At 45.1% G+C, this 19,325-nt stretch carries 22 protein-coding genes; 17 read left to right on the forward strand and 5 right to left on the reverse strand.

Going from position 1 to position 19,325, the window contains the following annotated elements:
- Positions 1-18 precede the first annotated feature (18 nt).
- Positions 19-639, forward strand: a complete 621-nt coding sequence (locus F0229_RS15455) for an energy transducer TonB (protein WP_017067523.1) — start codon at positions 19-21, stop codon at positions 637-639.
- Entirely contained in the window at positions 636-1,814 is a 1,179-nt protein-coding gene (locus F0229_RS15460) for a lipopolysaccharide assembly protein LapB (RefSeq protein WP_171733198.1), read from the forward strand. Before F0229_RS15455 ends, F0229_RS15460 begins: the two co-directional genes overlap by 4 nt.
- Before the next feature lie 105 nt (positions 1,815-1,919).
- Here the strand turns inward: F0229_RS15460 and F0229_RS15465 are convergent, their stop codons facing one another.
- The gene (locus tag F0229_RS15465) at positions 1,920-2,240 is read right to left on the reverse strand and encodes a hypothetical protein (RefSeq protein WP_171733199.1); all 321 of its coding nucleotides are present in this window, start codon (positions 2,238-2,240) and stop codon (positions 1,920-1,922) included.
- A gap of 343 nt (positions 2,241-2,583) precedes the next feature.
- On the opposite strand from F0229_RS15465, the gene F0229_RS15470 reads away from it, so the two are divergent.
- The 9 genes from F0229_RS15470 (at position 2,584) to F0229_RS15510 (ending at position 9,266) form a co-directional block, all read left to right on the forward strand.
- Complete coding sequence (locus tag F0229_RS15470; protein ID WP_171733200.1) at positions 2,584-3,213, forward strand: PepSY-associated TM helix domain-containing protein; 630 nt, start codon at positions 2,584-2,586, stop codon at positions 3,211-3,213.
- Between the two features lie 71 nt (positions 3,214-3,284).
- The gene (locus F0229_RS15475) at positions 3,285-3,803 is read left to right on the forward strand and encodes a DUF2271 domain-containing protein (RefSeq protein WP_171733201.1); all 519 of its coding nucleotides are present in this window, start codon (positions 3,285-3,287) and stop codon (positions 3,801-3,803) included.
- Between the two features lie 112 nt (positions 3,804-3,915).
- Entirely contained in the window at positions 3,916-4,752 is an 837-nt protein-coding gene (locus tag F0229_RS15480) for a DUF4198 domain-containing protein (protein ID WP_017062544.1), read from the forward strand.
- Between the two features lie 116 nt (positions 4,753-4,868).
- A complete protein-coding gene (locus F0229_RS15485; RefSeq protein ID WP_017062543.1) occupies positions 4,869-5,204 on the forward strand; it encodes a hypothetical protein in 336 nt (111 codons plus the stop codon).
- Positions 5,201-5,779: a hypothetical protein gene (locus tag F0229_RS15490; protein WP_029235381.1), complete on the forward strand. Its 579-nt coding sequence runs from the start codon at positions 5,201-5,203 to the stop codon at positions 5,777-5,779. The genes F0229_RS15485 and F0229_RS15490 overlap by 4 nt, the downstream gene beginning before the upstream one ends.
- 16 nt (positions 5,780-5,795) lie before the next feature.
- Positions 5,796-6,731: a zinc ABC transporter substrate-binding protein gene (locus F0229_RS15495; protein ID WP_171733202.1), complete on the forward strand. Its 936-nt coding sequence runs from the start codon at positions 5,796-5,798 to the stop codon at positions 6,729-6,731.
- A complete protein-coding gene (locus F0229_RS15500) occupies positions 6,731-7,465 on the forward strand; it encodes a metal ABC transporter ATP-binding protein (RefSeq protein WP_171733203.1) in 735 nt (244 codons plus the stop codon). The genes F0229_RS15495 and F0229_RS15500 overlap by 1 nt, the downstream gene beginning before the upstream one ends.
- On the forward strand, positions 7,465-8,340 hold the full coding sequence (locus F0229_RS15505; RefSeq protein ID WP_065206162.1) for a metal ABC transporter permease: 876 nt from the start codon (positions 7,465-7,467) through the stop codon (positions 8,338-8,340). The genes F0229_RS15500 and F0229_RS15505 overlap by 1 nt, the downstream gene beginning before the upstream one ends.
- A 2-nt stretch (positions 8,341-8,342) precedes the next feature.
- Entirely contained in the window at positions 8,343-9,266 is a 924-nt protein-coding gene (locus tag F0229_RS15510) for an ABC transporter substrate-binding protein (protein WP_017064558.1), read from the forward strand.
- A 114-nt stretch (positions 9,267-9,380) separates the two neighbouring features.
- Here the strand turns inward: F0229_RS15510 and F0229_RS15515 are convergent, their stop codons facing one another.
- On the reverse strand, positions 9,381-9,590 hold the full coding sequence (locus tag F0229_RS15515; protein WP_017060973.1) for a DUF2986 domain-containing protein: 210 nt from the start codon (positions 9,588-9,590) through the stop codon (positions 9,381-9,383).
- Between the two features lie 97 nt (positions 9,591-9,687).
- On the opposite strand from F0229_RS15515, the gene F0229_RS15520 reads away from it, so the two are divergent.
- Complete coding sequence (locus F0229_RS15520; RefSeq protein ID WP_017067858.1) at positions 9,688-10,203, forward strand: GNAT family N-acetyltransferase; 516 nt, start codon at positions 9,688-9,690, stop codon at positions 10,201-10,203.
- 3 nt (positions 10,204-10,206) lie between these two features.
- Positions 10,207-10,602, forward strand: coding sequence for a nitrous oxide-stimulated promoter family protein (locus tag F0229_RS15525; protein WP_017060975.1), 396 nt, complete (start codon positions 10,207-10,209; stop codon positions 10,600-10,602).
- 108 nt (positions 10,603-10,710) lie between these two features.
- Here the strand turns inward: F0229_RS15525 and F0229_RS15530 are convergent, their stop codons facing one another.
- Positions 10,711-12,108 carry an MATE family efflux transporter gene (locus F0229_RS15530; RefSeq protein WP_171733204.1) on the reverse strand — a complete coding sequence of 466 codons (1,398 nt, stop codon included), beginning with the start codon at positions 12,106-12,108 and terminating at the stop codon, positions 10,711-10,713.
- 50 nt (positions 12,109-12,158) lie between these two features.
- Here F0229_RS15530 and F0229_RS15535 point away from each other — a divergent pair, with 50 nt between their 5' ends.
- Positions 12,159-13,052: an AraC family transcriptional regulator gene (locus F0229_RS15535; RefSeq protein ID WP_017060977.1), complete on the forward strand. Its 894-nt coding sequence runs from the start codon at positions 12,159-12,161 to the stop codon at positions 13,050-13,052.
- A gap of 134 nt (positions 13,053-13,186) precedes the next feature.
- Here the strand turns inward: F0229_RS15535 and F0229_RS15540 are convergent, their stop codons facing one another.
- Positions 13,187-14,338: an MFS transporter gene (locus F0229_RS15540; protein ID WP_171733205.1), complete on the reverse strand. Its 1,152-nt coding sequence runs from the start codon at positions 14,336-14,338 to the stop codon at positions 13,187-13,189.
- Here F0229_RS15540 and F0229_RS15545 point away from each other — a divergent pair.
- Complete coding sequence (locus F0229_RS15545; protein WP_017060129.1) at positions 14,310-14,549, forward strand: hypothetical protein; 240 nt, start codon at positions 14,310-14,312, stop codon at positions 14,547-14,549. The genes F0229_RS15540 and F0229_RS15545 overlap by 29 nt on opposite strands.
- A 57-nt stretch (positions 14,550-14,606) precedes the next feature.
- Here the strand turns inward: F0229_RS15545 and F0229_RS15550 are convergent, their stop codons facing one another.
- Positions 14,607-15,632: an AraC family transcriptional regulator gene (locus tag F0229_RS15550; RefSeq protein ID WP_017069105.1), complete on the reverse strand. Its 1,026-nt coding sequence runs from the start codon at positions 15,630-15,632 to the stop codon at positions 14,607-14,609.
- A 369-nt stretch (positions 15,633-16,001) separates the two neighbouring features.
- Between F0229_RS15550 and F0229_RS15555 the strand changes: the two genes are divergently transcribed.
- Together F0229_RS15555 and F0229_RS15560 are read left to right on the forward strand one after the other, a co-directional pair.
- Positions 16,002-17,585: a long-chain fatty acid--CoA ligase gene (locus F0229_RS15555; RefSeq protein WP_171733206.1), complete on the forward strand. Its 1,584-nt coding sequence runs from the start codon at positions 16,002-16,004 to the stop codon at positions 17,583-17,585.
- On the forward strand, positions 17,578-19,227 hold the full coding sequence (locus F0229_RS15560) for a GMC family oxidoreductase (protein WP_171733207.1): 1,650 nt from the start codon (positions 17,578-17,580) through the stop codon (positions 19,225-19,227). Before F0229_RS15555 ends, F0229_RS15560 begins: the two co-directional genes overlap by 8 nt.
- Positions 19,228-19,325 lie beyond the last annotated feature (98 nt).

Below are 19,325 nucleotides of genomic sequence, written 5' to 3' on the forward strand. Positions count from 1 at the left end.
CTTGGAGGATCTTCATAAATGATTCGCCTATTTCTTGCTTTACCGCTAGCGGGCGCGTTGGGCTTAGCGCTGTTTTCTTTCATGGCTTGGATGGTCGATAATGGCCACCAACGTTCACCAGACGATAGCGAGACGTTAAGTTTCAACATGGTAATGGTGGAACAAGAACAAGAAGTTCAAAGAAGACAACGTGCAGTCCCTGAAAAACCAGAAATGCCAGAGCCGCCACCGGAAGCGCAAACGTCTCAGTCACAAGCTGAAGTTACGCCTCTGAATTCGATGTCTTCTTTGCCTTCATTGGATTTGAACACATCCATTGATGGCTTAGCGATTAACGCACCGACATTCTCTGATTTTGGGTCAAACCAACAAGCAATGCCTCTGTATCGAGTAGAACCTCGTTACCCACCTAAAGCGCTGAAGCGTGGCGCTGAAGGCCATGTGATAATGTCTTTTACCATCGACGAAACGGGACGCCCAATTGACATTCAAGTCACTGACGCAAACCCACGTCGTATGTTTGAACGTGAAGCGATGAGAGCACTTAAAAAATGGAAATATCAACCAAAAGTCGTCGATGGAAAAGCGATAGCTCAGGTTGGTCAAACCGTGAAACTAGAGTTTAAGTTGGCAAAATGATGAAACAGATATGGATATTAGTGGGCTTGTTGTTAATGCCCCTTACAACACAAGCGCAAGAGCTATCTCAATATACTGCCATTCGTGTTCAAAAGGCGCATAAGCTCGCTCAAGATGAACAGGTTAAACAGGCGATTGATGTACTCGCAGGCTTGGAGCTTTCTAAAGGTTACGACAAAGCATACGTAGCTCGTATGTTGGGTGTGTTTTACTGGCAAGATGGCAAAACTGACGCGGCGATTAAGCAGCTCACTTATGCCGTCGATACGAATTTGTTAGTCGATGAGCAAGCTTGGATAACGAAGCGTATGCTGGCTGATTTGTTGTTGAACGATCAGCAGTTTAAAAACGCGCTTCCGCACTACTACGAGTTAGTGAAAACAGCGCCTGAAAAGGAAAAGAAAGACACGCTTTGGATGCGAATTGCACAAGCTGAATACCAAATTGAAAACTGGTCGAAAGTCCTAGTGGCCATCGGTAATCACGACAAGTTCAATTCAAAACCAGAGTTATCACCTCTATCGCTAAAACTGGGTGCACAGCTGCAGTTAAAGCAGTGGAAGCAATCTATTCCAACGTTGGAGAGTCTTATCGAACTCCAACCTGAGAAAGATAATTGGTGGCGTCAGCTTGTGGGTATTCAGTTAAGACTAGAGCGTAACCGCGATGCATTGAACACACTAGCGTTGGCTGATCTTCAAGGGGTAGAGCTGAAAAACTCAGACCGCCGATTACTGGCTCAGCTTTATGCTAAACGTGGTATTCCAGAGCGTGCAGCACAAGAGATCGCTAAGTTAGATGATGCAAACAGTGATGTTAAGCTTTTGGCTGAGCAAGCTACATACTGGCAGCTAGCTAAAGAGTGGGACACCGCGATTGATGTGTGGACATTAGCGTCAAAAAAGGACAGTCAATACCATTGGAACGTGGCTCAGTTGCTTGTTCAACAAGGATACTATGACAGAGCGTTGGTCGTTCTAGATAAAGTGAAAGACAAAAACAAACAAGCCGATGTTGCTTTAGCGAAAGTACGTTCATGGTACAAGCTCAAAAACCTGGACAACGCACTAGCTCAAGCGAAACGCGCTGATAACATTGAACCTTCCTCCGAAGCGAAAGGTTGGATTAAGTTTTTGACTCAACTAAGAACTGTCAGCGACAACGGAAATGCCTGATAGCTTAAAGCCCTAACAAAAGGTGTCATTTGATTTTTCAAGTGACACCTTTTTTGTTTTATAGGCTACGTGATAAGCAATAGAGCTAAAAAGTAGAGGAATGCATTATGGGCTGCACATCGTCCCGCTTGGTGAGCCACTTTCAATTACTCCACTTGCATTAACCACCCAATTAATAGTGCAGTCACGATAAGGGTTTTTGAATGCGTGTACTGTATAACCATTGTCTAACGGTTTCTTGGTTTCAATCCAAGCATAGTTTCGAGACGCCCAAAAACTGATAGGGCGTGACCGTTCGGTGAGATAACGTTCTTGTACATCGGTTATGTCTGAACCGATGTATTCTTGAATATGTTCTTCCGTGCTGATTATTTGGCTGGTGCACGCCGTCACTAGCGCAGCAAAAGCCAAAACAAAAATACGCATTTCAAATCCTTTTAAGCTTCATTAGCTATCATCAAACCAGTGATCAAATAGTCCCAACTTTCTATCCTTAAAGCTACGACTGTTACCTTAAACCCATCTCAATCAAGCATGTTGAGATTGAGCTTTTTTGAGCTTTGACCCTGTTATCAATAACCTCTAATAAAACGAATCAAATCCCTTTAGTACACGTTAGCAAGAATATGCATACAGTTCGATTACTTCCCATGTAATGTTATGTAAATTTCCTTACGCCACTCGGCAAACGTAAACAATGTAAATTGAATGCCAATACGAATGATTATCAACTAAATTGTCGCCATAAAATTTATAGGTATTGGTTTGTATGTCGTTAAAAAGTAGGGCGGTTCAGTCATGGGCTCGTCGACTTCATGTTTATATTTCTATGGCGCTTCTGTTCGTGGTTCTTTTTTTCTCAGTAACCGGTATCACCCTGAACCGACCTGAGTTATTTGAATCAAGCCAACCCAATATCCAACGCTCTACGCTAACGCTTCCTACAAGTTTATTTACGGTTCAAGACGGACGTTTAAAAGCTGACGAGACAGCCTTTGAAACGTTGCTGTTCGAAGAAGCCAACCTCTCCGGCATTCCTTCTGGTTTGGACATCTATGCAGAGATTGAAGATGGTGAGTTGCTCCTTGGCGAAGTGTCTATGGATTTCAAAGGCCCTGGCTATAACGCTTCCGTTTTCGTTGAAGTGACGTCTGAAATTGTCGAAGTCGAAACCACTAATTACGGTGTTATCGCACTGTTGAATGACCTACATAAAGGGCGCAACAGTGGTGAAGTTTGGAAGTGGTTTATCGATATCACAGCGCTATTGATGATCTTCTTTGTGCTTACTGGCGTGTGCTTACTGTTACCTAAGAAAAAGACACTCAATACCTCCATCAAATGGACGGTTTTTGGGTCTGCAATCTCATTGGTTATCTATTTTGTCGCCGTGCCTTAACGCTTGATTCGATTGATGAATCGGATTGAAGAGCGAACTTAAGGTTAAACGGATTTAAAAGGTTGTTAAAAATGAAAAAAATGAACTGGAGCAAGGCGCTTCTTGCTTTATCTCTTTTGCCAAGCCTAGGTATGGCACAAGCGATTCCTGATACGGCAAAACTGGATGTCAGCTTTGAGCTTCCAAAGATTGATACCTCTATGTATGCACGTCCTTATGTGGCGGTGTGGGTAGAGAATAGCGAACGAAAGTCAGTGAAAACCATCGAGCTTTGGGTCGGTAAAGACGAATGGCTTAAGGATCTGCGCAGCTGGTGGAGAAAGGTTGGCCGTTACGATCGTGAACTGGTTGATGCTGTGACGTCTGCAACACGTCCTGCTGGCCAGTACCGTTTCGTGTGGGATGGTAAGAGCGACAGCGGTGAAACGTTAGAACAAGGCGAGTACACGGTTCATATCGAAGTGGTTCGTGAACACGGTGGCCGTAATTACCTTCGCCAAAAATTATCACTCGCAGATTCAAACATATCTTACGAATTAAAAGCAACGGAAGAGACGGGTGAAATCACTCTGAACTATGTCGCTAAATAGCAAACGCAGTAGTTAATAGCGAGTGGTTTAAGAATCTGAAAAGAATCGACAGTCGTCATCGTAGGCTCAGATAGAGCGACACGGCTAACAATTATAAATAATGGAATTGAACATGATGAAACAGACAAAAATCAAAGCACTTGCTCTAGCGGGTGTGATGGCATTCGGCCTAGCAGCAACGACAACGGCACAAGCTCACCCACGTTGGATTTTGCCATCTCACTTTACTGTATCTAAAGAAGGTGGTGATTGGCTAACGTTCGATGTTACTGCGTCTCACGGTACGTTTGTTTTTGATAAGCCTGCTGGCAGCGAAAATGCTCATGTCATCATGCCAGATGGCCGCAGCGAGCGTCCTAACTTCGTTATTCGTGGCAAGCGTCGTTCAATCTTCGACTTCTATTTTGAAGAAGAAGGTACACACAAAGTGGCGATCAACAACCAGCCGTCTTACTACACGCAATACAAAGCGGGTCGCCGTGACACGGTGAAGTGGATTAAAGCAAACAAAGCTGAGCGTGACTCAGTTCTGCCTGAAAAATCACGTGACGTGGTAACGCAGATCAGCTTCACTCGTGCAGAAAGCTACATCACGGTAGGTAAGCCAACGGATTCAGTGTTCAAAATTGAAGGCAAGCTTCTAGAAATGAAGCCTGTGACACACCCTTCAGATATCGTTGAAGGCGAACCTGTGACATTCCAGTTCTTCTACAACGGTGAAATCCAGAAAGACGTGAAAGCGGAGATTACTCGTGAAGGTACGCTTTACCGCAACCACCAAGAGCAGATTGATGTGGTGAGTGATGAGAACGGTGAAATCACGTTTACTCCAGACGTAGCAGGTCGTTACGTAATGAAAGCGAACTACAAAGGTGAGTTGATTGACAACCCACTGGCAGACAAAGCAAGCGCGAACGTTCACCTAACGTTCGAAGCGCTGCTTCAATAGTCTGTGATATCGGGGCTAGATCCCTGATTAAGAATCAAAAAAACTTAAGGGCTCATTTGAGCCCTTTATCGCTCAGTTTACTTCTGAGAATTTGCACTGTGGCTAGGGTACGAACCATGACAATAAAAACAAAACTTAACGCTTTAATGACTCCTTGCTTAGCATTGGGACTTGGTTTCGCTGCATTACCTGCGCAAGCACACTTTCCACTGATGAGCTGCTGGTTTGAAGGTAAGACTGTTGCTTGTGAAGCGGGTTATTCGGATGGCAGCAAAGCGATTGATTACGCAGTTGAGATGTACGATTACGAAGACAACTTGATTGCAAAAGAGATGACAGATAAACGTTCTATCGTTGAATTCCCACATCCTGACACTGAGTTCTACCTTGTGTTCGATTCAGGTCATGAGTTTCCAGTTGAAGTTGATGTTGTAGAGATCAGTGAAAAATGATGATTCAAAGCGTACGTGCTGATACGGGCGGCAGAGAGGGCAAATGGGTAGGACTGATCATTGTGTTCATCCTTTGCTTTGCAACTGTCGCAATCCCATTTCATCAGGCTGAATCCCACGTTAAAGCAGTGCTTGATCATCAAATTCTAGTGACTGATGTTGAACAAGAAAACTTGGCGATGCTATCAGAGCTGCGTTTAGCGCATGAAGAAATCCGTGACCTGCGCATGGACTCAGATGGTGAATGGCCGAGTGTTGCATCACTTAAAGATGAATGGGTTGCCCCGTTTGTAGAAGATCAGAGTTGGAAGCGCAAAGGTTCTCATGCTTGGGTACTGGACGAGCGTGGTTATTACTTTTCTACTCCAAGTGAACAAGCTACGCCTACCGATCATGGTTTTGCGGATTCCTTTATTTTAAATGCGAACAGCGTTTCTCCTGAAATCTGGATCTTCTTGGGCGGTGTAGCGAAACAGCCCGCTACTTTTGACCAACACACGCTAGAGTCTACGGGTTGGAAAATGGTCGTGAACGAATCAGAAATTGAACAGCATCATGAAAGCGATGCTCACTAATAATAAGAGAATTACTATGCGAATTATGACTCTGTTCATGTCGTTATTAGCGGTGTTCATGGCACCCAATGCATTGGCAAAAGAATATAAGATCGACAGCAACAAGCTGACGATTGGTATCACGCTTCAACCTTACTACAGCTACGTAAAAGCAGTAGTAGGCGACAAAGTGAACATCCTTCCTTTGGTTGATGCCGGCTTTAATCCGCATAACTACTTGCCACAACCGAACGACTTGAAGAGATTGAGCCAGATGGACGCCATCGTGGTAAACGGTATTGGTCACGATGACTTCGCGCTTAAAGTGATTTCAGCCGCGCAACGTGATGACCTAGTTGTGATCGAAGCAAACAAAGAAGTGCCTTTACTTCCTGCTCTTGGTCAGTCTGTTGGTCAAGGTGCCGTTAACCCACATACCTTTGTTGGGCTTTCGACAACAATTCAAAAGGTTTACACCATCGCGAGTGAGGTCTCTAAGCTCGACCCTGACAACGCGGCTTTTTATCGTAAGAATGCACGTAAATACGCAAAGCAATTTCGCTTTATGAAGCGCGATGCGATGTTGTCATTAGGTGAGTTAGATACTTCAAGTATGAAGGTGGCGACCACGCACAATGCGTATGGCTACATCCTTCAAGAATTTGGTGTGGATGTTGCGGCGGTGATTGAGCCTGCACACGGTGTTGAACCAAGTGCGAGCCAGTTGCAAGAAACGATCGAAAAGATCCGCGCATCGGGCATTGACGTGTTGTTCTACGAGCTAAACATGCCAAACCGTTTTGTTGACACGATTGAAGCGGAAACGGGTGTTCAGCTTTACCGTTTCTCTCACATGACGCATGGCGAATATGAAGACGACAAAGTCGAAGTTGAGATGCAGAAGAATCTCGAGACATTAATCGAAGCCATGAAATTTGCGGCGGCGAACCAAGCTAAAAGCGGGAACGCATAATGTTAGGTCCATCAATCTCAATTAATAAACTCGGTCTGCAATACGATAACAACGTAATTCTTGATGATATCTCGCTCGAACTTAAAGCTGGCGAGTGTCATGTGATCATGGGGCCAAACGGTGGCGGTAAAACTTCATTACTGCGCTCTGTGCTTGGCCTTACGCCTTTCTCTGGCCAAATCAATATCCACTGGCCAGAAAAGCAGAGTATTGGTTACGTACCTCAAAAAGCGACCTTCGAGTCTAGCTTGCCTTTGACTGTAATGGACTTCGTACTGCTTAACCAAACACGAATCCCATTGTTTTGGCGTCGTAAATCTAAGCAATTGGATCTTGCACTCGCACAATTAGATCGCGTTGGTATGGCTACTCGTAGCGACCGCCGCATGGGACAGTTATCGGGTGGTGAGCAGCAACGCGTGCTGTTTGCCCAAGCGCTATTAGATAACCCAAGTCTACTGGTGTTGGATGAACCAACCACGGGTATGGACGAGCAGGGCGTTCGTTATCTTGAATCGTTAATTCGTGAATGTGTTAGTGAAGGTCGTACGATCCTTGCGGTACACCACGATGTCACGGCAGTGCGTCGACTCGAAGCGAACGTACATGTTGTGAATCGATTCTTGGTTGATAGTGGCCCACACGAACAAGTCTTACACCCAAGTAAAATCGAGAGCCTGTTCCAGCACTACAGCAGTGGCTCTGCGATGACCAAATCGAAGGAGGTTGCGTAATGGATTGGTTACGACAACTAGCCATTAGTGGCGTGGAAGCGGGCTGGTTATCAGACAGTTTCATGTATGCCTTCATGGTCAATGCTTTGGTTGCAGCGTTACTACTTGGTCCTCTATTAGGTGGTCTGGGTACTTTGGTGATTGCCAAGCGTCTGGCTTTCTTCTCAGAAGCCGTCGGCCACGCAGCGTTAACCGGTATCGCTATTGGTGTTTTGCTTGGCGAGCCACCAGAAAACCCAATTATTGGTTTGTTTAGCTTCTGTATGATCTTCGCGCTGCTTCTTCACTTTGTAAGAAACAGAACCAATGTGCCATACGATACTTTAGTTGGCGTTTTCCTTGCTTTAGCACTGGCAGTGGGTGCGGCGTTACTGATGTATGTTGCTCGTAAGATCAATATCCACATGCTTGAAAACGTACTGTTTGGCTCGATTCTTACGGTAACAGACCAAGACTTAGCGATTCTCGCAGGCAGCTGCGCGATCATCATCTTGCTCTTGATACCGACATTCAACCGCATTCTCCTGACTTGTATCAGCCCTGATATAGCTAAGGTTCGTGGTTACAACACCAGCTTTTACGATTACTTGTTTGTCATGATGATCACCTTAGTGACAATTGCGGCCGTGAAGATCGTAGGTGCAGTTCTAGTGGGTGCGTTATTGTTGATTCCAGGTGCGACCGCTCGATTGTTAACTAAACGTATGGGGAGCTTTGTTCTCTTGTCGGCATTACTCGCAACCATCGCATGTTTGGTTGGAACCGTGTTGCCTATGGAACTCAAACTGCCAGTGCCATCGGGCGCTTCAATCATCATCGTTTCTGCAACGTTTTTCCTAGCAGCAACGCTATACCGAATTGTAAGAAAGGCGTAATCATGACTTGTTTAATGAATCGTATCGCTAGCTCAGTAAAAGCAACGGCTCAAGTGAGTGTACTTGGTAGTGTATTAATGGCTGGTTCTTTGATGTCACTGAACGTGAATGCAGAAGACATCCTAACCAGTACACCTGTGACTTATGCATTGGCGACAGAGCTAACCAAAGGCACGGACATTACGACCGAATATCTACCACCTAAGCGCTACGGTATTGACCGTCTGCCGAATTGGTTTGGTACCAAGGGTGCGAGTAAAGTGCTTCAATCGGGTGAAAAGGCGACCGTTGCGGTAACGTTGTCATCGATCTGGCAAGCCGACCCTACGTTTGTATACGCAAGACAAAGCAATATCCGTTTAGTTGAGGTTGATGCCGCTCAAGCGATTACACCGCGTGCACAAGGCGTTGCTGCGCTTACATTGTCGAATGGTGATGTGTCTAAATACGCATGGTTAAACCCGACCAACTTAACACGTATGGCGGCGATTGTGGCTGACGACTTTAAGTTGTTGTGGCCTGCGCAAGCTGAAACGATTGATAGCAACTTACAACGTGTGATGTTGGATGTTCGTGAACTGATCAACAAGCAGCAAGCAGTATTGCTCGACAATGACGTAGATTCAGTATTGTTGCTTTCAGAAAGCTTGGAAGATTTCGCCTCTGGCAGCCAACTGTTTGTTGAAGAACGCATGTTCAAAGCTGAACTGGAATGGACAGAGCAGGACAAAGCCAAGCTTAAAGAGATGTTTTCGGAAGATGATGCTCTATGGTTAGTTACAGCGAAAAAGCCAAGCAACTTGATTAAATCATTGGTACCGAATGAGCGTATCTTGGTAGTGGATTCTGTTGATCGTTGGGGCAGAGCGGGAATCAACGCAAAAGCACCGTTTGCCCGTTGGGAAGTGCAGCCATTCAAAGGCTAACCAGCGCGATTAAAAATGGTAGGATCAAAAAAGCAGCCCAATTTGAGGCTGCTTTTTTGTTCTTGTCTGTTGGCTCTGAAAAGAGTGTCAGACAAGAGGACTGCGAGTATAAACTTACTCTGCAGCTTTTGTCTCTTCAGCTTCAACAGTTGCTTCTACTGAACCTTCAGCTTGCTCTTGAGCTGCTTTCGCTTGTTCTTCAGCTTCCATTTTTGCACGGTCAGCTTTAGAGATGTAGCGAGGCTTGTTGCTACTATGCAGTTTAGAATTCGCCTGTTTCTGCTTCTTTTTTAGAATTTGATTGATTTTTTTCTTACGGTTCATTGCTGCATAGCCTTGTATTTAGTTTAGGCGGTGGAGGATAATCATTTTAGCTCTAGAACTCAATATTTACATGGTATTCAGCAAGGAAAATATCACTATGCAGTCAGTCGAGACCGAACGTTTAAGATTAAGAATGATCACACCTCAAGATGCGGCGTTTATTCAACGACTATACAGCTCAGAAGATTTCCTGCGTTACATTGGTGATAAGGAAATCAACGACACTGAAAAGGCTGTCGAGTACATTGAAAACAACATTCTTAAGATGCATGAAGAGAAGGGTGTCTGTTTGTTGATGGTTGAAATCAAAGAAACTTCAACGCCAATTGGTATCTGCGGATTAATAAAAAGAGACACCTTAGCGTCGCATGATATTGGCTACGGGTTTGCTCCTGAGTTTTATGGTCAAGGCTTTGCCCAAGAAGCCGCGGAGGCGATAATTGAACAAGCTAAGCAGAATGCTGATATCGATCATTTAGTTGCCATCACTACCTCTGATAACATTCGAAGTATCACACTACTGACTAAGTTAGGCTTTGTGTTCGAGCGAGTTGAAGATGTGATAAGCGAAAGCGTTAATCTCAACCTGTACGGTTTCTCATTAGGTAATTAAAACATGTTCCAACATAACAATATTCTACAAGGTGAGCTCGCAACGGAGTACAAAACCGTTATTGCGATGGTGCACATCTATTGCAAAGATCACCACGGTGAAGTTCGTCAGAATAACGCGTTATGTGAGGAGTGTGAGCAACTGTTGCGTTACGCCGAAACACGACTGGATAGATGTCCTTATGGCGAAGCAAAACCGACCTGTAATAAGTGTCCGATTCATTGCTATAAACCAGACCCGAAAGAGCAAATGCGATTGGTGATGCGCTATGCCGGGCCAAGAATGCTACTTAAGCATCCGATATTAGCGATTCGACATCTGATTCATGAGAAACGGAAAGTGCCTGAAAAGCCGTTGCCGAATGTGTCGAACCGCCATATCCGAATGAACAAGAAGTAAGTGGCGCTTTAAAGTAATTTCTAAAGAAATGCAAAAGGTCTGATTTCTCAGACCTTTTTTATGTAGATACGTTTTATCTAAGTTTGAATATAGCCAGGTAACTGAAACTTACGCCGCTTGAGGCTCTTCGTAGGTCACCGTTAGGTTGTTGATCCAGCGTCGGCTCAAGTAACGGTGTGAACAGATGGTCAATTTCACGACTTCTTCTACCAACATCAGACCATAGATGTATTTAAAGTCCCATTCAGCGACAAACGCGCCGTAAACACATACTGGAATGCCCACCATCCACATCGCGATGAAATCCATGCGAAGGCAGAACGCATTATCACCACCAGCACGAATAATACCGTTAATGATCACCATGTTGAGCATGCGAATCACGACCGCAAAGCACATGATCATCATCGCAGGTGAAGCAAGCGGGTATAAAGCGTCTTTGGTCAGGTTTAGCCATGACAGAACGTGCTCTTTACCCATAAACAATAGCAAGCTTACAACCGCACCAAAACCAACCACGGCTTTGATGAACGTCAGACCCATACTCATAGCGTCATCAAACTCATCACGACCGAGTGAGTGACCAAGCAACACGGAACACGCTACAGAAATACCAAAGAATATCGAGTAACACAGCGACTCAAAAGGCGCGAGCATAGAGAACACAGCAAGTTCCGTTGTGCCCATGTGACCGAAGATCATTTGGTATGCCATAGTACCCATTGCCCATAACACGGCATTCATCGTTAGTGGCAAAGCAATACGACGGTAAGACAACCATAATGACGGACGATGTGGTGAGCTAGGCGTGGTTAACAACCAGTGTTTACGCATGCGCATGTAGCTATACATCAAGCCGACTTGAATTGCGCGAGCGAGTGTCGTCGCTAGTGCTGCACCTGCTACGCCCATAGCGGGAATACCAAAGGCACCTTTGATTAGAACGAAGTTAAGCGCAATGTTGAGTGCAATGGTCACCGTGCCTAATAGTAGCGGGGTTACGGTGTCACCTGATGAGCGCATGCTTGCTTCTACCACGACCACAATGTGAGTCAGCAGTAGAACGGGGAAGCCATACCATAGGTAAGTCGCGCCAAGTTCAATCACGGTTTGATCGCTGGTTTGCAACATCATTAAAAACTGAGAACCAAGAGTGATGATTGCAGTAACAGGCAACAGAACTTTTAAGCCAAACACCATCGCGATAGATGATACTGTTCGCGCGCTTTTTCGGTCATTCTTTCCCCAGTATTGAGCGACTAATGTTCCATTTGCTGAGGCCAACCCTGCCATAATCATAATAGCAACGAAGTGCCATTTTGATGCAATTCCCACAGCCGCAGCTGCTTCCATACCATAATCACTGACCATTAATACGTCAGCAAGGGCAAGAATAGCGACAAGCGCACTTTGTAAAGCAACAGGTAAACCCAGCTTAACGATACGAGGTAAGATGCTCTCTGGCTTGTTATTCATAGATGAGTTAGGGTTGATGTTAGTTGTCATAAGCTCTCCGATTTATGGCAGAACTATAGTGATTTGAGCGAAGTAACAACATGTTTAAAAAACAACAAAACCTGTGCGAATCCGTCATTGATTCAATGAGACCAAAATCAACTTGGCATGATGATGTTTTTCTCGCTGAACAGTGCAAAGAACGTTTTTTGACCGTTGAAGATATTCCAGAGATGAAAAGCTTTGGTGTCTATATGGGCGGCATGGCGAAGCTATATGATGGCTACTGGGTTGAGCGCGAATCCGTTAATGTTCATACGTTGATTTTCACTATGGAAGGTGGCGGCATTCTAACAACCGCAACATCGGTCCAAGCGATTACACCTTATACACTCGTGGTGCTTCCTGCTGAAACCCCATTTCGTTTTGAACTCGATCCTCAATATAATTATTGGAAAATGGCGTGGATGCTGACGCCTGACACCAAGCAATGGCAGCACATAGCAAGTTTAGGACAGGGGATTGTGCCTTTTGGAGAGTGTGAGCAGATCTGGTCATTAATGAACTTGGTTTACTTTGAGATAGGCGGTAGAGCCAGTTACCGTAAGTTACTCTTGAGTGAAATTATCCGAACATTGACGGGGTTTGAGCCTAAGTCGACCAGCACCACTGCACGTGTTCAAGCGCTCTATAACGAAATTGAAAGTAGTCTGCATCAGCCATGGACAGTGGCAGGGATGGCTGAAAGAGTGTTCATCAGTGAAGAGCAACTCAATAGAGTCACTAAGACGCTATTCAACCTCTCACCACGCAGTAAATTGATTCAATTACGCATGGACAAAGCCACCAGTCTACTGAAATATCAAGATTGGTCAGTTTCTATGATTGCTAATCGCTTAGGCTACAAAGATCCTTATAACTTTTCGCATCGTTTCAAAAAGCATTTCGGTTTGTCACCCAGTCAATATCGAAAGAGCCATCGACTTCTTGGTTAGCCTTGCACGATGAAATGAGAAGTGTGGGAGAAGAAGGTTACATATAGGCATGAGTTGAAAAGGGCCCTTCGCTTAGACATAAAGTCTGAACTCGGAGCCCTAATGACACGCATCTAGTGTCTGTCTATTTAAGCTTACTCGCCTGCAATCTGTAGGTGAGAGCGCTTTAGGCTAGCAATCAACATGTAGATCGTTGTAGCAAGTAGAGACGCGAACAGGTAAGTGAACAATCCTGCTTGTGAATCCATAAAGCTGTCTGCAACGATTGGTCCCGCAACAGAACCGATGCTGTAGCAAAGTAGCATTATTTGAGTCACTGACACCAAGTAGCTTGGGTCAAGGTTACGGCAACCTAAGTTAATCGCGATTGGGTATAGCGCAAATGTGGCCATGCCTAATACGAACAAGCTCATGCCTAGTACGTAGAAATCGTGATTGATAGTCAGCACACCAATGCTTGCAACCCCTAGCAGGCAGAACAAAGCCATTAATAACACTTGTCCTACGTGGTGAGATAACCAAGTCACCATCGGCTGTACAGCCATACCACCCATGATAACCAAAGCCATCAAACCACCAATGTCTTCGTGTGCAATGTTACGTTGAGCAAGTTCAACTGGCATCAAGCCGTAAATCGCACCTAGCGTTAATCCGGAAACAATGCAGCCAATTAGCGCGCTGTGGCTTAATTTGCTGATCTGCTTTAAAGACAAAGATTGCGCATCGTGGATCTGTGGTGGAGTTGCTTGTCCGTACATCAGCACAATGATCGCACCAAACAGAAGGGTGAACATTGCGATGAAAGGTACGCCACCAGTAATACCTAGGTAACCGATACCAAGCTGACCAACTGCAGAACCGCCGTACAGTGAACACATGTAGATAGCGAGACGTTTTGCGCGTTGTGACTCGTCGCCGCTCATTAGCCAAGACTCTACAATCACGAAGATACCTGCAACCGCCACACCAGCCACAAAGCGAGCTAGTAGCCATACTGCTTGGTGTGAGATCAATGGCAATACAAGGATCGTTGCGATGAACACACTCAATGCGATGACGAACGCATCTTTGTGGCCAACACGCGCAATGGCACGTTCAATCAATAATGTACCAGCCAGTAGACCTGCATAGAATGCACTCGCCAACCAACTCGATAGATCTTTGTCTAAGCCATACTCAGACAGCATTAATGGTAATGAACTCATTAAGTAGCCTGAAGCGATCGCGTAAAAAGACAATGCAATAACAGGAACAGTTATGCGAGTTGTTGGTTGGATGTTGTCCAATGCAGGAGCCTCTGATAGTAAAAGAAACGATGAATTTTCCGCGACTATGGGGGAGAAACTGAATTGGGTAAAACAAATAAAAATGGTCGTTAAGATAAAAGAAATTTATCGACCAACTAAACTAAAATACGGTTGCGATATTTGGTGGTTTGGCGAGATTTTATGCGGGCAAAAAGTCGTTAAGCCGTTGTTCATTGGTGGTTTAATTTAGAAAAAGATTGCAGCGTGATTGTCTTTTTATGATTTGGATTGAGTGGGATTTTAAGTGTTAGACCGTTTCTTTACGGTATTGACGTGGCGAGTTACCACTCCACTTACGAAAGGCATGACGAAAGTTAGCGCTATCAGAAAAGCCAACTCGTTCAGATATCTCTTCAATACTCATTCGAGTTGAAGAAAGGTAGTGCCGGGAAAGGTGAAAGCGAACATGGTCCAGTATCTTCTGATAGCTCGTATCCGCTGCTTTCAGGTGACGACGCAGAGTTCGAGAAGACATGCCCAGTTCTGAAGAAATGGATTCTATAGAAGGGTAACATCCTGGCCTTTCAATCAGCATCTGAGAGACTTTCTCTTTGAGGCTACTGGGTGCACTGACTTTTGCCAACATGTCATCACACGATTTTAAGCACATCTGTAAAGTGATGGGGTTGGCGGTAGGAAGAGATGAATACAAGGTGGTTGCGTCGAACTCCCATTCAAGCCGGTCACTATTGAATTCAACCGGGCAGCGGAAAATCTCTGTGTATAGATCGCCGTATTCAGGTTTTGGATAGGGGAAGCGGATCACTTGAGAAGGAAAGGGCTGCTGTAAGACCTCTTCGCACAAACTGTGTATCGCCGCGAACCAGTATTCACAACAAAAGGGCAGTAAAGAATCGAGTTCGATAAGTTGCTCTGCGCGAAAGTAACCAATGTTGTCTTCTACAGACATGGTTTTCCTGAGGACAGGGCCAGCAAGTTGCAGATACTTAAACCCGATTAAAAAGGCATCGAGTAGTGTTTCGCTGCTAAACACCGCATAACCGAGCACGCCGAAATCGCTGAACCTCGCTTGTTGGCCAACTTTAAGCCCCAATCCGTCTTCGTTGGAATTCGCTAACGCATTACTGAACACAGCAAGCTTTTGCGCCAAAGTGATGTGTGTATCGGGTGTGTTGAGTTGGAGAGCATCGATGTTACTGCCTTCGAGCAACTCTTCGATACTGAGAACAGGCGACAGGTAACGATGCAGCAACTGAAGATCCAGAATGCCGAATGCTTGCATGTCGGGTTCGTAAACTGCGGTGTATTCCATAAGCTGCCTCTTGTTGAATATCGATATCTTAACCGAACTTTTAACATTTACGCCTGTTGCTTGTTCTCACTTTCGCAAGCTTGTTTCAAATTTTGGTTTATGTGTGCAAGGTTTTATTGGGCTAGCGCAGGCTGTGTCCGAATATCACCGGTTTTTGTCTTTTTGAAACCTGTTCGAAATGTTATCGAAATGTTGTAATTTATTGGGCTGCACATTGGAGCGTCTCAAACATTTTGCTCAATAACGACTCTTATCTACATGACACACCAATGTGCAGGCTCGTGATGACAAGAAAGAGACTTATTACAACGATTAGAACGTCTACGGTGACCGTCACACACAGGTCTAAGCCGCATAAGGAGATCATGGATGCACAATCTTGCTGTTAATTTGGAGCGTAGCGCTTCGCTTTTTCCAACTAAAGCCGCTCTGCGTATGGGATCGGATGAAATCAGCTTTTCTCAGTTAGAACAACTTTCTGGAAACGTGGCTGCTAACTTGAAAAGACTTGGGTTGCAGAAGGGAGATAAGGTCGCGCTGTCGTGTCCGAATGTGACTTATTTTCCCATTGCTTATTACGGCATTCTAAAAGCAGGCTGTGTCGTAGTGCCTTTAAACGTGTTGTTTAAGGCCAGAGAGATCGCTTATCACCTCAATGACTCTGACGCGAAAGCCTATTTATGTTTTGAAGGCAGTGAAGAGCTTCCAATTGGTCGCTATGGTTTACAAGGTTTTGAGAAGGCAAACCACTGTGAACACTTTGTCGAGATGCCTATTCCAACAAGTGCAGACACTACTTTAGAAAGAAATGAGCAGCATGAATCAATAGCTGATTGGTTGGCACAACCTTTGGCTCCTTTTGAATCTCTGGCTTGCCGGGGTGATGATACCGCTGTGATCCTTTATACCTCTGGCACGACGGGTCAACCCAAAGGGGCAGAGCTTTCTCACACCAACATGCAAACCAATGCGATGTCGTCACAGTATCTAATGAGATTGGAATACAGTGACACCACAATGGCTACACTGCCTTTGTTCCACAGTTTTGGCCAGACAGTGATGATGAACGCGAGTGTGTTAACGGGTTCAACCATGGTGTTGATTCCTCGTTTTGAACCATCACTGGTTATTGAACAGATCATTAGCCATAAAGTCAGTGTCTTTGCTGGCGTTCCTACCATGTACATTGCGCTTCTTAGAGCCGGAGAAGAGTCATTAGAGCGCTCTGAACAGGTTAAACACAGCTTGAGGTTAGGTGTTTCTGGTGGTGCTTCTATGCCGCTTGAGGTTATACGACAGTTTGAGTCTCGTTTTGAATTACCAGTCTTAGAAGGTTATGGGCTCTCGGAAACGGCGCCAGTTGCGACCTTTAATCATATTGATGGCGATCGTTTATCGGGTAGTGTCGGTCAGCCTTTATGTGGCCACCTCATCAAGATTACTGATATACAAGGCAACTCTGTCGCTATGGGTGAACTGGGCGAAGTCTGCATTAAAAGTCCAAGTGTGATGAAAGGCTATTATCAAAGGCCAGAGGCGACAGCTGAATCTATTCGTGACGGTTGGTTCTTAACGGGAGATATTGGACGCGTTGATGAGCACGGCAATTTGTTCATTGTTGACCGTGTGAAAGACATGATTATTCGTGGTGGGTATAACGTTTATCCACGTGAAGTTGAAGAAGTGTTGATGTGTCACCCCGATGTCGAAATGGTCGCGGTGGTAGGCGAGCATCATGATCATTTAGGCGAGGAGATCCACGCGCATGTGGTGCTTCACGAACATACGCAATCTAATAGCGCAGCCTTGATAGCATGGTGTCGTGAGCAACTCGCCGACTACAAATACCCGCGTAAGGTATTCATTCGTAAAGCCTTACCCATGACAGCAACCGGAAAAATCTTGAAGCGTGAGTTACACCCACTAGAAATAGCGGAGGTGGCAAATGGATAGTTATGATTTTATTGTTGTTGGCGGTGGTTCAGCTGGGTGTGTGATGGCTTCTCGGCTGTCGGAAGATCCTGATGTGACGGTTTGCTTGTTAGAAGCGGGTGGTAAAGACACCAGCCCATTCATTCACACACCCGTTGGCGTGGTGGCGATGATGCCAACCAAACTCAATAATTGGGCATTCGAAACGGTTGAACAGCCGGGTTTGAACGGTCGTAAAGGTTATCAGCCGAGAGGTAAGACACTTGGCGGCTCTAGCTCTATCAATGCCATGATGTACGCTCGTGGACACCGCTACGATTACGATACATGGGAAAGCTTGGGTAACACAGGTTGGAGCTATGATTCGTGTCTGCCTTACTTTAAGAAAGCGGAAAATAACGAAGTCCACCAAGATGAGTTTCATGGCCAAGGTGGTCCTCTTAATGTGGCAAATCTCAGGTCGCCAAGCCCTATGTTGGAACGTTATTTAACGGCGTGTGAATCGATAGGTGTGCCTCGCAATGAAGATATTAACGGTGCTGCTCAGTTTGGGGCGATGCCGACGCAGGTAACACAGTTGAATGGCGAACGGTGCAGTGCTGCCAAGGCTTACTTAACGCCAAACCTTTCACGATCGAATCTCACGGTCGTGACTAAAGCCACCACACATAAGGTCTTGTTTGAAGGCAAGAAGGCGATTGGTGTTGAATATGGTTCTAACGGCAAGCGTTATCAAATCCACTCTAACAAAGAGGTGATTCTATCCGCTGGTGCATTTGGTTCTCCGCAATTGCTATTACTGTCTGGTGTCGGTGCTAAAACTGAACTAGAGGTGCATGGCATAGAACAAGTTCATGAATTACCCGGAGTGGGCAAGAACCTTCAAGACCATATCGACTTAGTGCATTCGTACAAATGCAGTGAAAAGCGTGAAACTTTTGGTATCTCGCTGCAAATGGCCTCTGAAATGACCAAAGCCTTACCACTATGGCACAAAGAACGCCGCGGTAAAATGAGCAGTAATTTTGCAGAGGGGATAGGCTTTCTCTGTTCCGAAGATCATATCGCTATACCGGATTTAGAGTTTGTATTTGTGGTCGCGGTGGTTGATGACCATGCCAGAAAAATCCACACCAGTCATGGCTTTACCTCTCATGTCACCTTGTTGCGACCGAAGAGCCATGGCACCGTAACGCTCAATAGTAATGATCCCTATGATCCGCCTAAGATCGACCCTGCGTTTTTCAATCATCCTGAAGATATGGAGATCATGATTAAGGGCTGGAAGAAGCAGTATCAAATGTTAGAAAGTTCCGCGTTTGATGATATCCGTGGCAATGCTTTTTACCCTGTGGACGCCAGTGATGATAAGGCTATCGAGCAAGATATTCGCAATCGTGCAGACACTCAGTATCACCCGGTGGGTACCTGTAAAATGGGACCTAATAGTGATTCATTAGCCGTGGTGAATAAAGATCTCAAAGTGTATGGATTGGATAATTTGAGAGTCATTGATGCTTCTGTGATGCCGACACTGATTGGGGCAAACACCAATGCACCAACCATTATGATTGCTGAGAAAGTCGCAGATCAGATCAAACAGCAATACGGGGCAGGTAAGCAAGAAGCTGACATTCAAGCGAAAGGCGAAGCTGTGGTTTGATTCGAGAAATTAAGTGATAACCATAAATAAAACAGTAGGTTAGAAAGTCTTAGTTTCATAAGACTCTCTAACCTATTTTTGTGTGCTTACTTAGAATT

It is taken from the genome of Vibrio sp. AIC-3 (genome assembly GCF_013114515.1).
Taxonomy (GTDB): domain Bacteria; phylum Pseudomonadota; class Gammaproteobacteria; order Enterobacterales; family Vibrionaceae; genus Vibrio; species Vibrio crassostreae_C.

What these genes read in the sequence shown, in the direction of transcription:
- F0229_RS15550 (WP_017069105.1), bottom strand. Translation starts at nt 15,632, where the DNA reads ATGGAATACACCGCAGTTTACGAACCCGACATGCAAGCATTCGGCATT.
- F0229_RS15475 (WP_171733201.1), top strand. Translation starts at nt 3,285, where the DNA reads ATGAAAAAAATGAACTGGAGCAAGGCGCTTCTTGCTTTATCTCTTTTG.
- F0229_RS15530 (WP_171733204.1), bottom strand. Translation starts at nt 12,108, where the DNA reads ATGACAACTAACATCAACCCTAACTCATCTATGAATAACAAGCCAGAG.
- F0229_RS15520 (WP_017067858.1), top strand. Translation starts at nt 9,688, where the DNA reads ATGCAGTCAGTCGAGACCGAACGTTTAAGATTAAGAATGATCACACCT.
- F0229_RS15505 (WP_065206162.1), top strand. Translation starts at nt 7,465, where the DNA reads ATGGATTGGTTACGACAACTAGCCATTAGTGGCGTGGAAGCGGGCTGG.
- F0229_RS15560 (WP_171733207.1), top strand. Translation starts at nt 17,578, where the DNA reads ATGGATAGTTATGATTTTATTGTTGTTGGCGGTGGTTCAGCTGGGTGT.
- F0229_RS15515 (WP_017060973.1), bottom strand. Translation starts at nt 9,590, where the DNA reads ATGAACCGTAAGAAAAAAATCAATCAAATTCTAAAAAAGAAGCAGAAA.
- F0229_RS15500 (WP_171733203.1), top strand. Translation starts at nt 6,731, where the DNA reads ATGTTAGGTCCATCAATCTCAATTAATAAACTCGGTCTGCAATACGAT.
- F0229_RS15455 (WP_017067523.1), top strand. Translation starts at nt 19, where the DNA reads ATGATTCGCCTATTTCTTGCTTTACCGCTAGCGGGCGCGTTGGGCTTA.
- F0229_RS15510 (WP_017064558.1), top strand. Translation starts at nt 8,343, where the DNA reads ATGACTTGTTTAATGAATCGTATCGCTAGCTCAGTAAAAGCAACGGCT.
- F0229_RS15495 (WP_171733202.1), top strand. Translation starts at nt 5,796, where the DNA reads ATGCGAATTATGACTCTGTTCATGTCGTTATTAGCGGTGTTCATGGCA.
- F0229_RS15545 (WP_017060129.1), top strand. Translation starts at nt 14,310, where the DNA reads ATGCGAGTTGTTGGTTGGATGTTGTCCAATGCAGGAGCCTCTGATAGT.
- F0229_RS15490 (WP_029235381.1), top strand. Translation starts at nt 5,201, where the DNA reads ATGATGATTCAAAGCGTACGTGCTGATACGGGCGGCAGAGAGGGCAAA.
- F0229_RS15485 (WP_017062543.1), top strand. Translation starts at nt 4,869, where the DNA reads ATGACAATAAAAACAAAACTTAACGCTTTAATGACTCCTTGCTTAGCA.
- F0229_RS15535 (WP_017060977.1), top strand. Translation starts at nt 12,159, where the DNA reads ATGTTTAAAAAACAACAAAACCTGTGCGAATCCGTCATTGATTCAATG.
- F0229_RS15525 (WP_017060975.1), top strand. Translation starts at nt 10,207, where the DNA reads ATGTTCCAACATAACAATATTCTACAAGGTGAGCTCGCAACGGAGTAC.
- F0229_RS15465 (WP_171733199.1), bottom strand. Translation starts at nt 2,240, where the DNA reads ATGCGTATTTTTGTTTTGGCTTTTGCTGCGCTAGTGACGGCGTGCACC.
- F0229_RS15470 (WP_171733200.1), top strand. Translation starts at nt 2,584, where the DNA reads ATGTCGTTAAAAAGTAGGGCGGTTCAGTCATGGGCTCGTCGACTTCAT.
- F0229_RS15480 (WP_017062544.1), top strand. Translation starts at nt 3,916, where the DNA reads ATGATGAAACAGACAAAAATCAAAGCACTTGCTCTAGCGGGTGTGATG.
- F0229_RS15460 (WP_171733198.1), top strand. Translation starts at nt 636, where the DNA reads ATGATGAAACAGATATGGATATTAGTGGGCTTGTTGTTAATGCCCCTT.
- F0229_RS15555 (WP_171733206.1), top strand. Translation starts at nt 16,002, where the DNA reads ATGCACAATCTTGCTGTTAATTTGGAGCGTAGCGCTTCGCTTTTTCCA.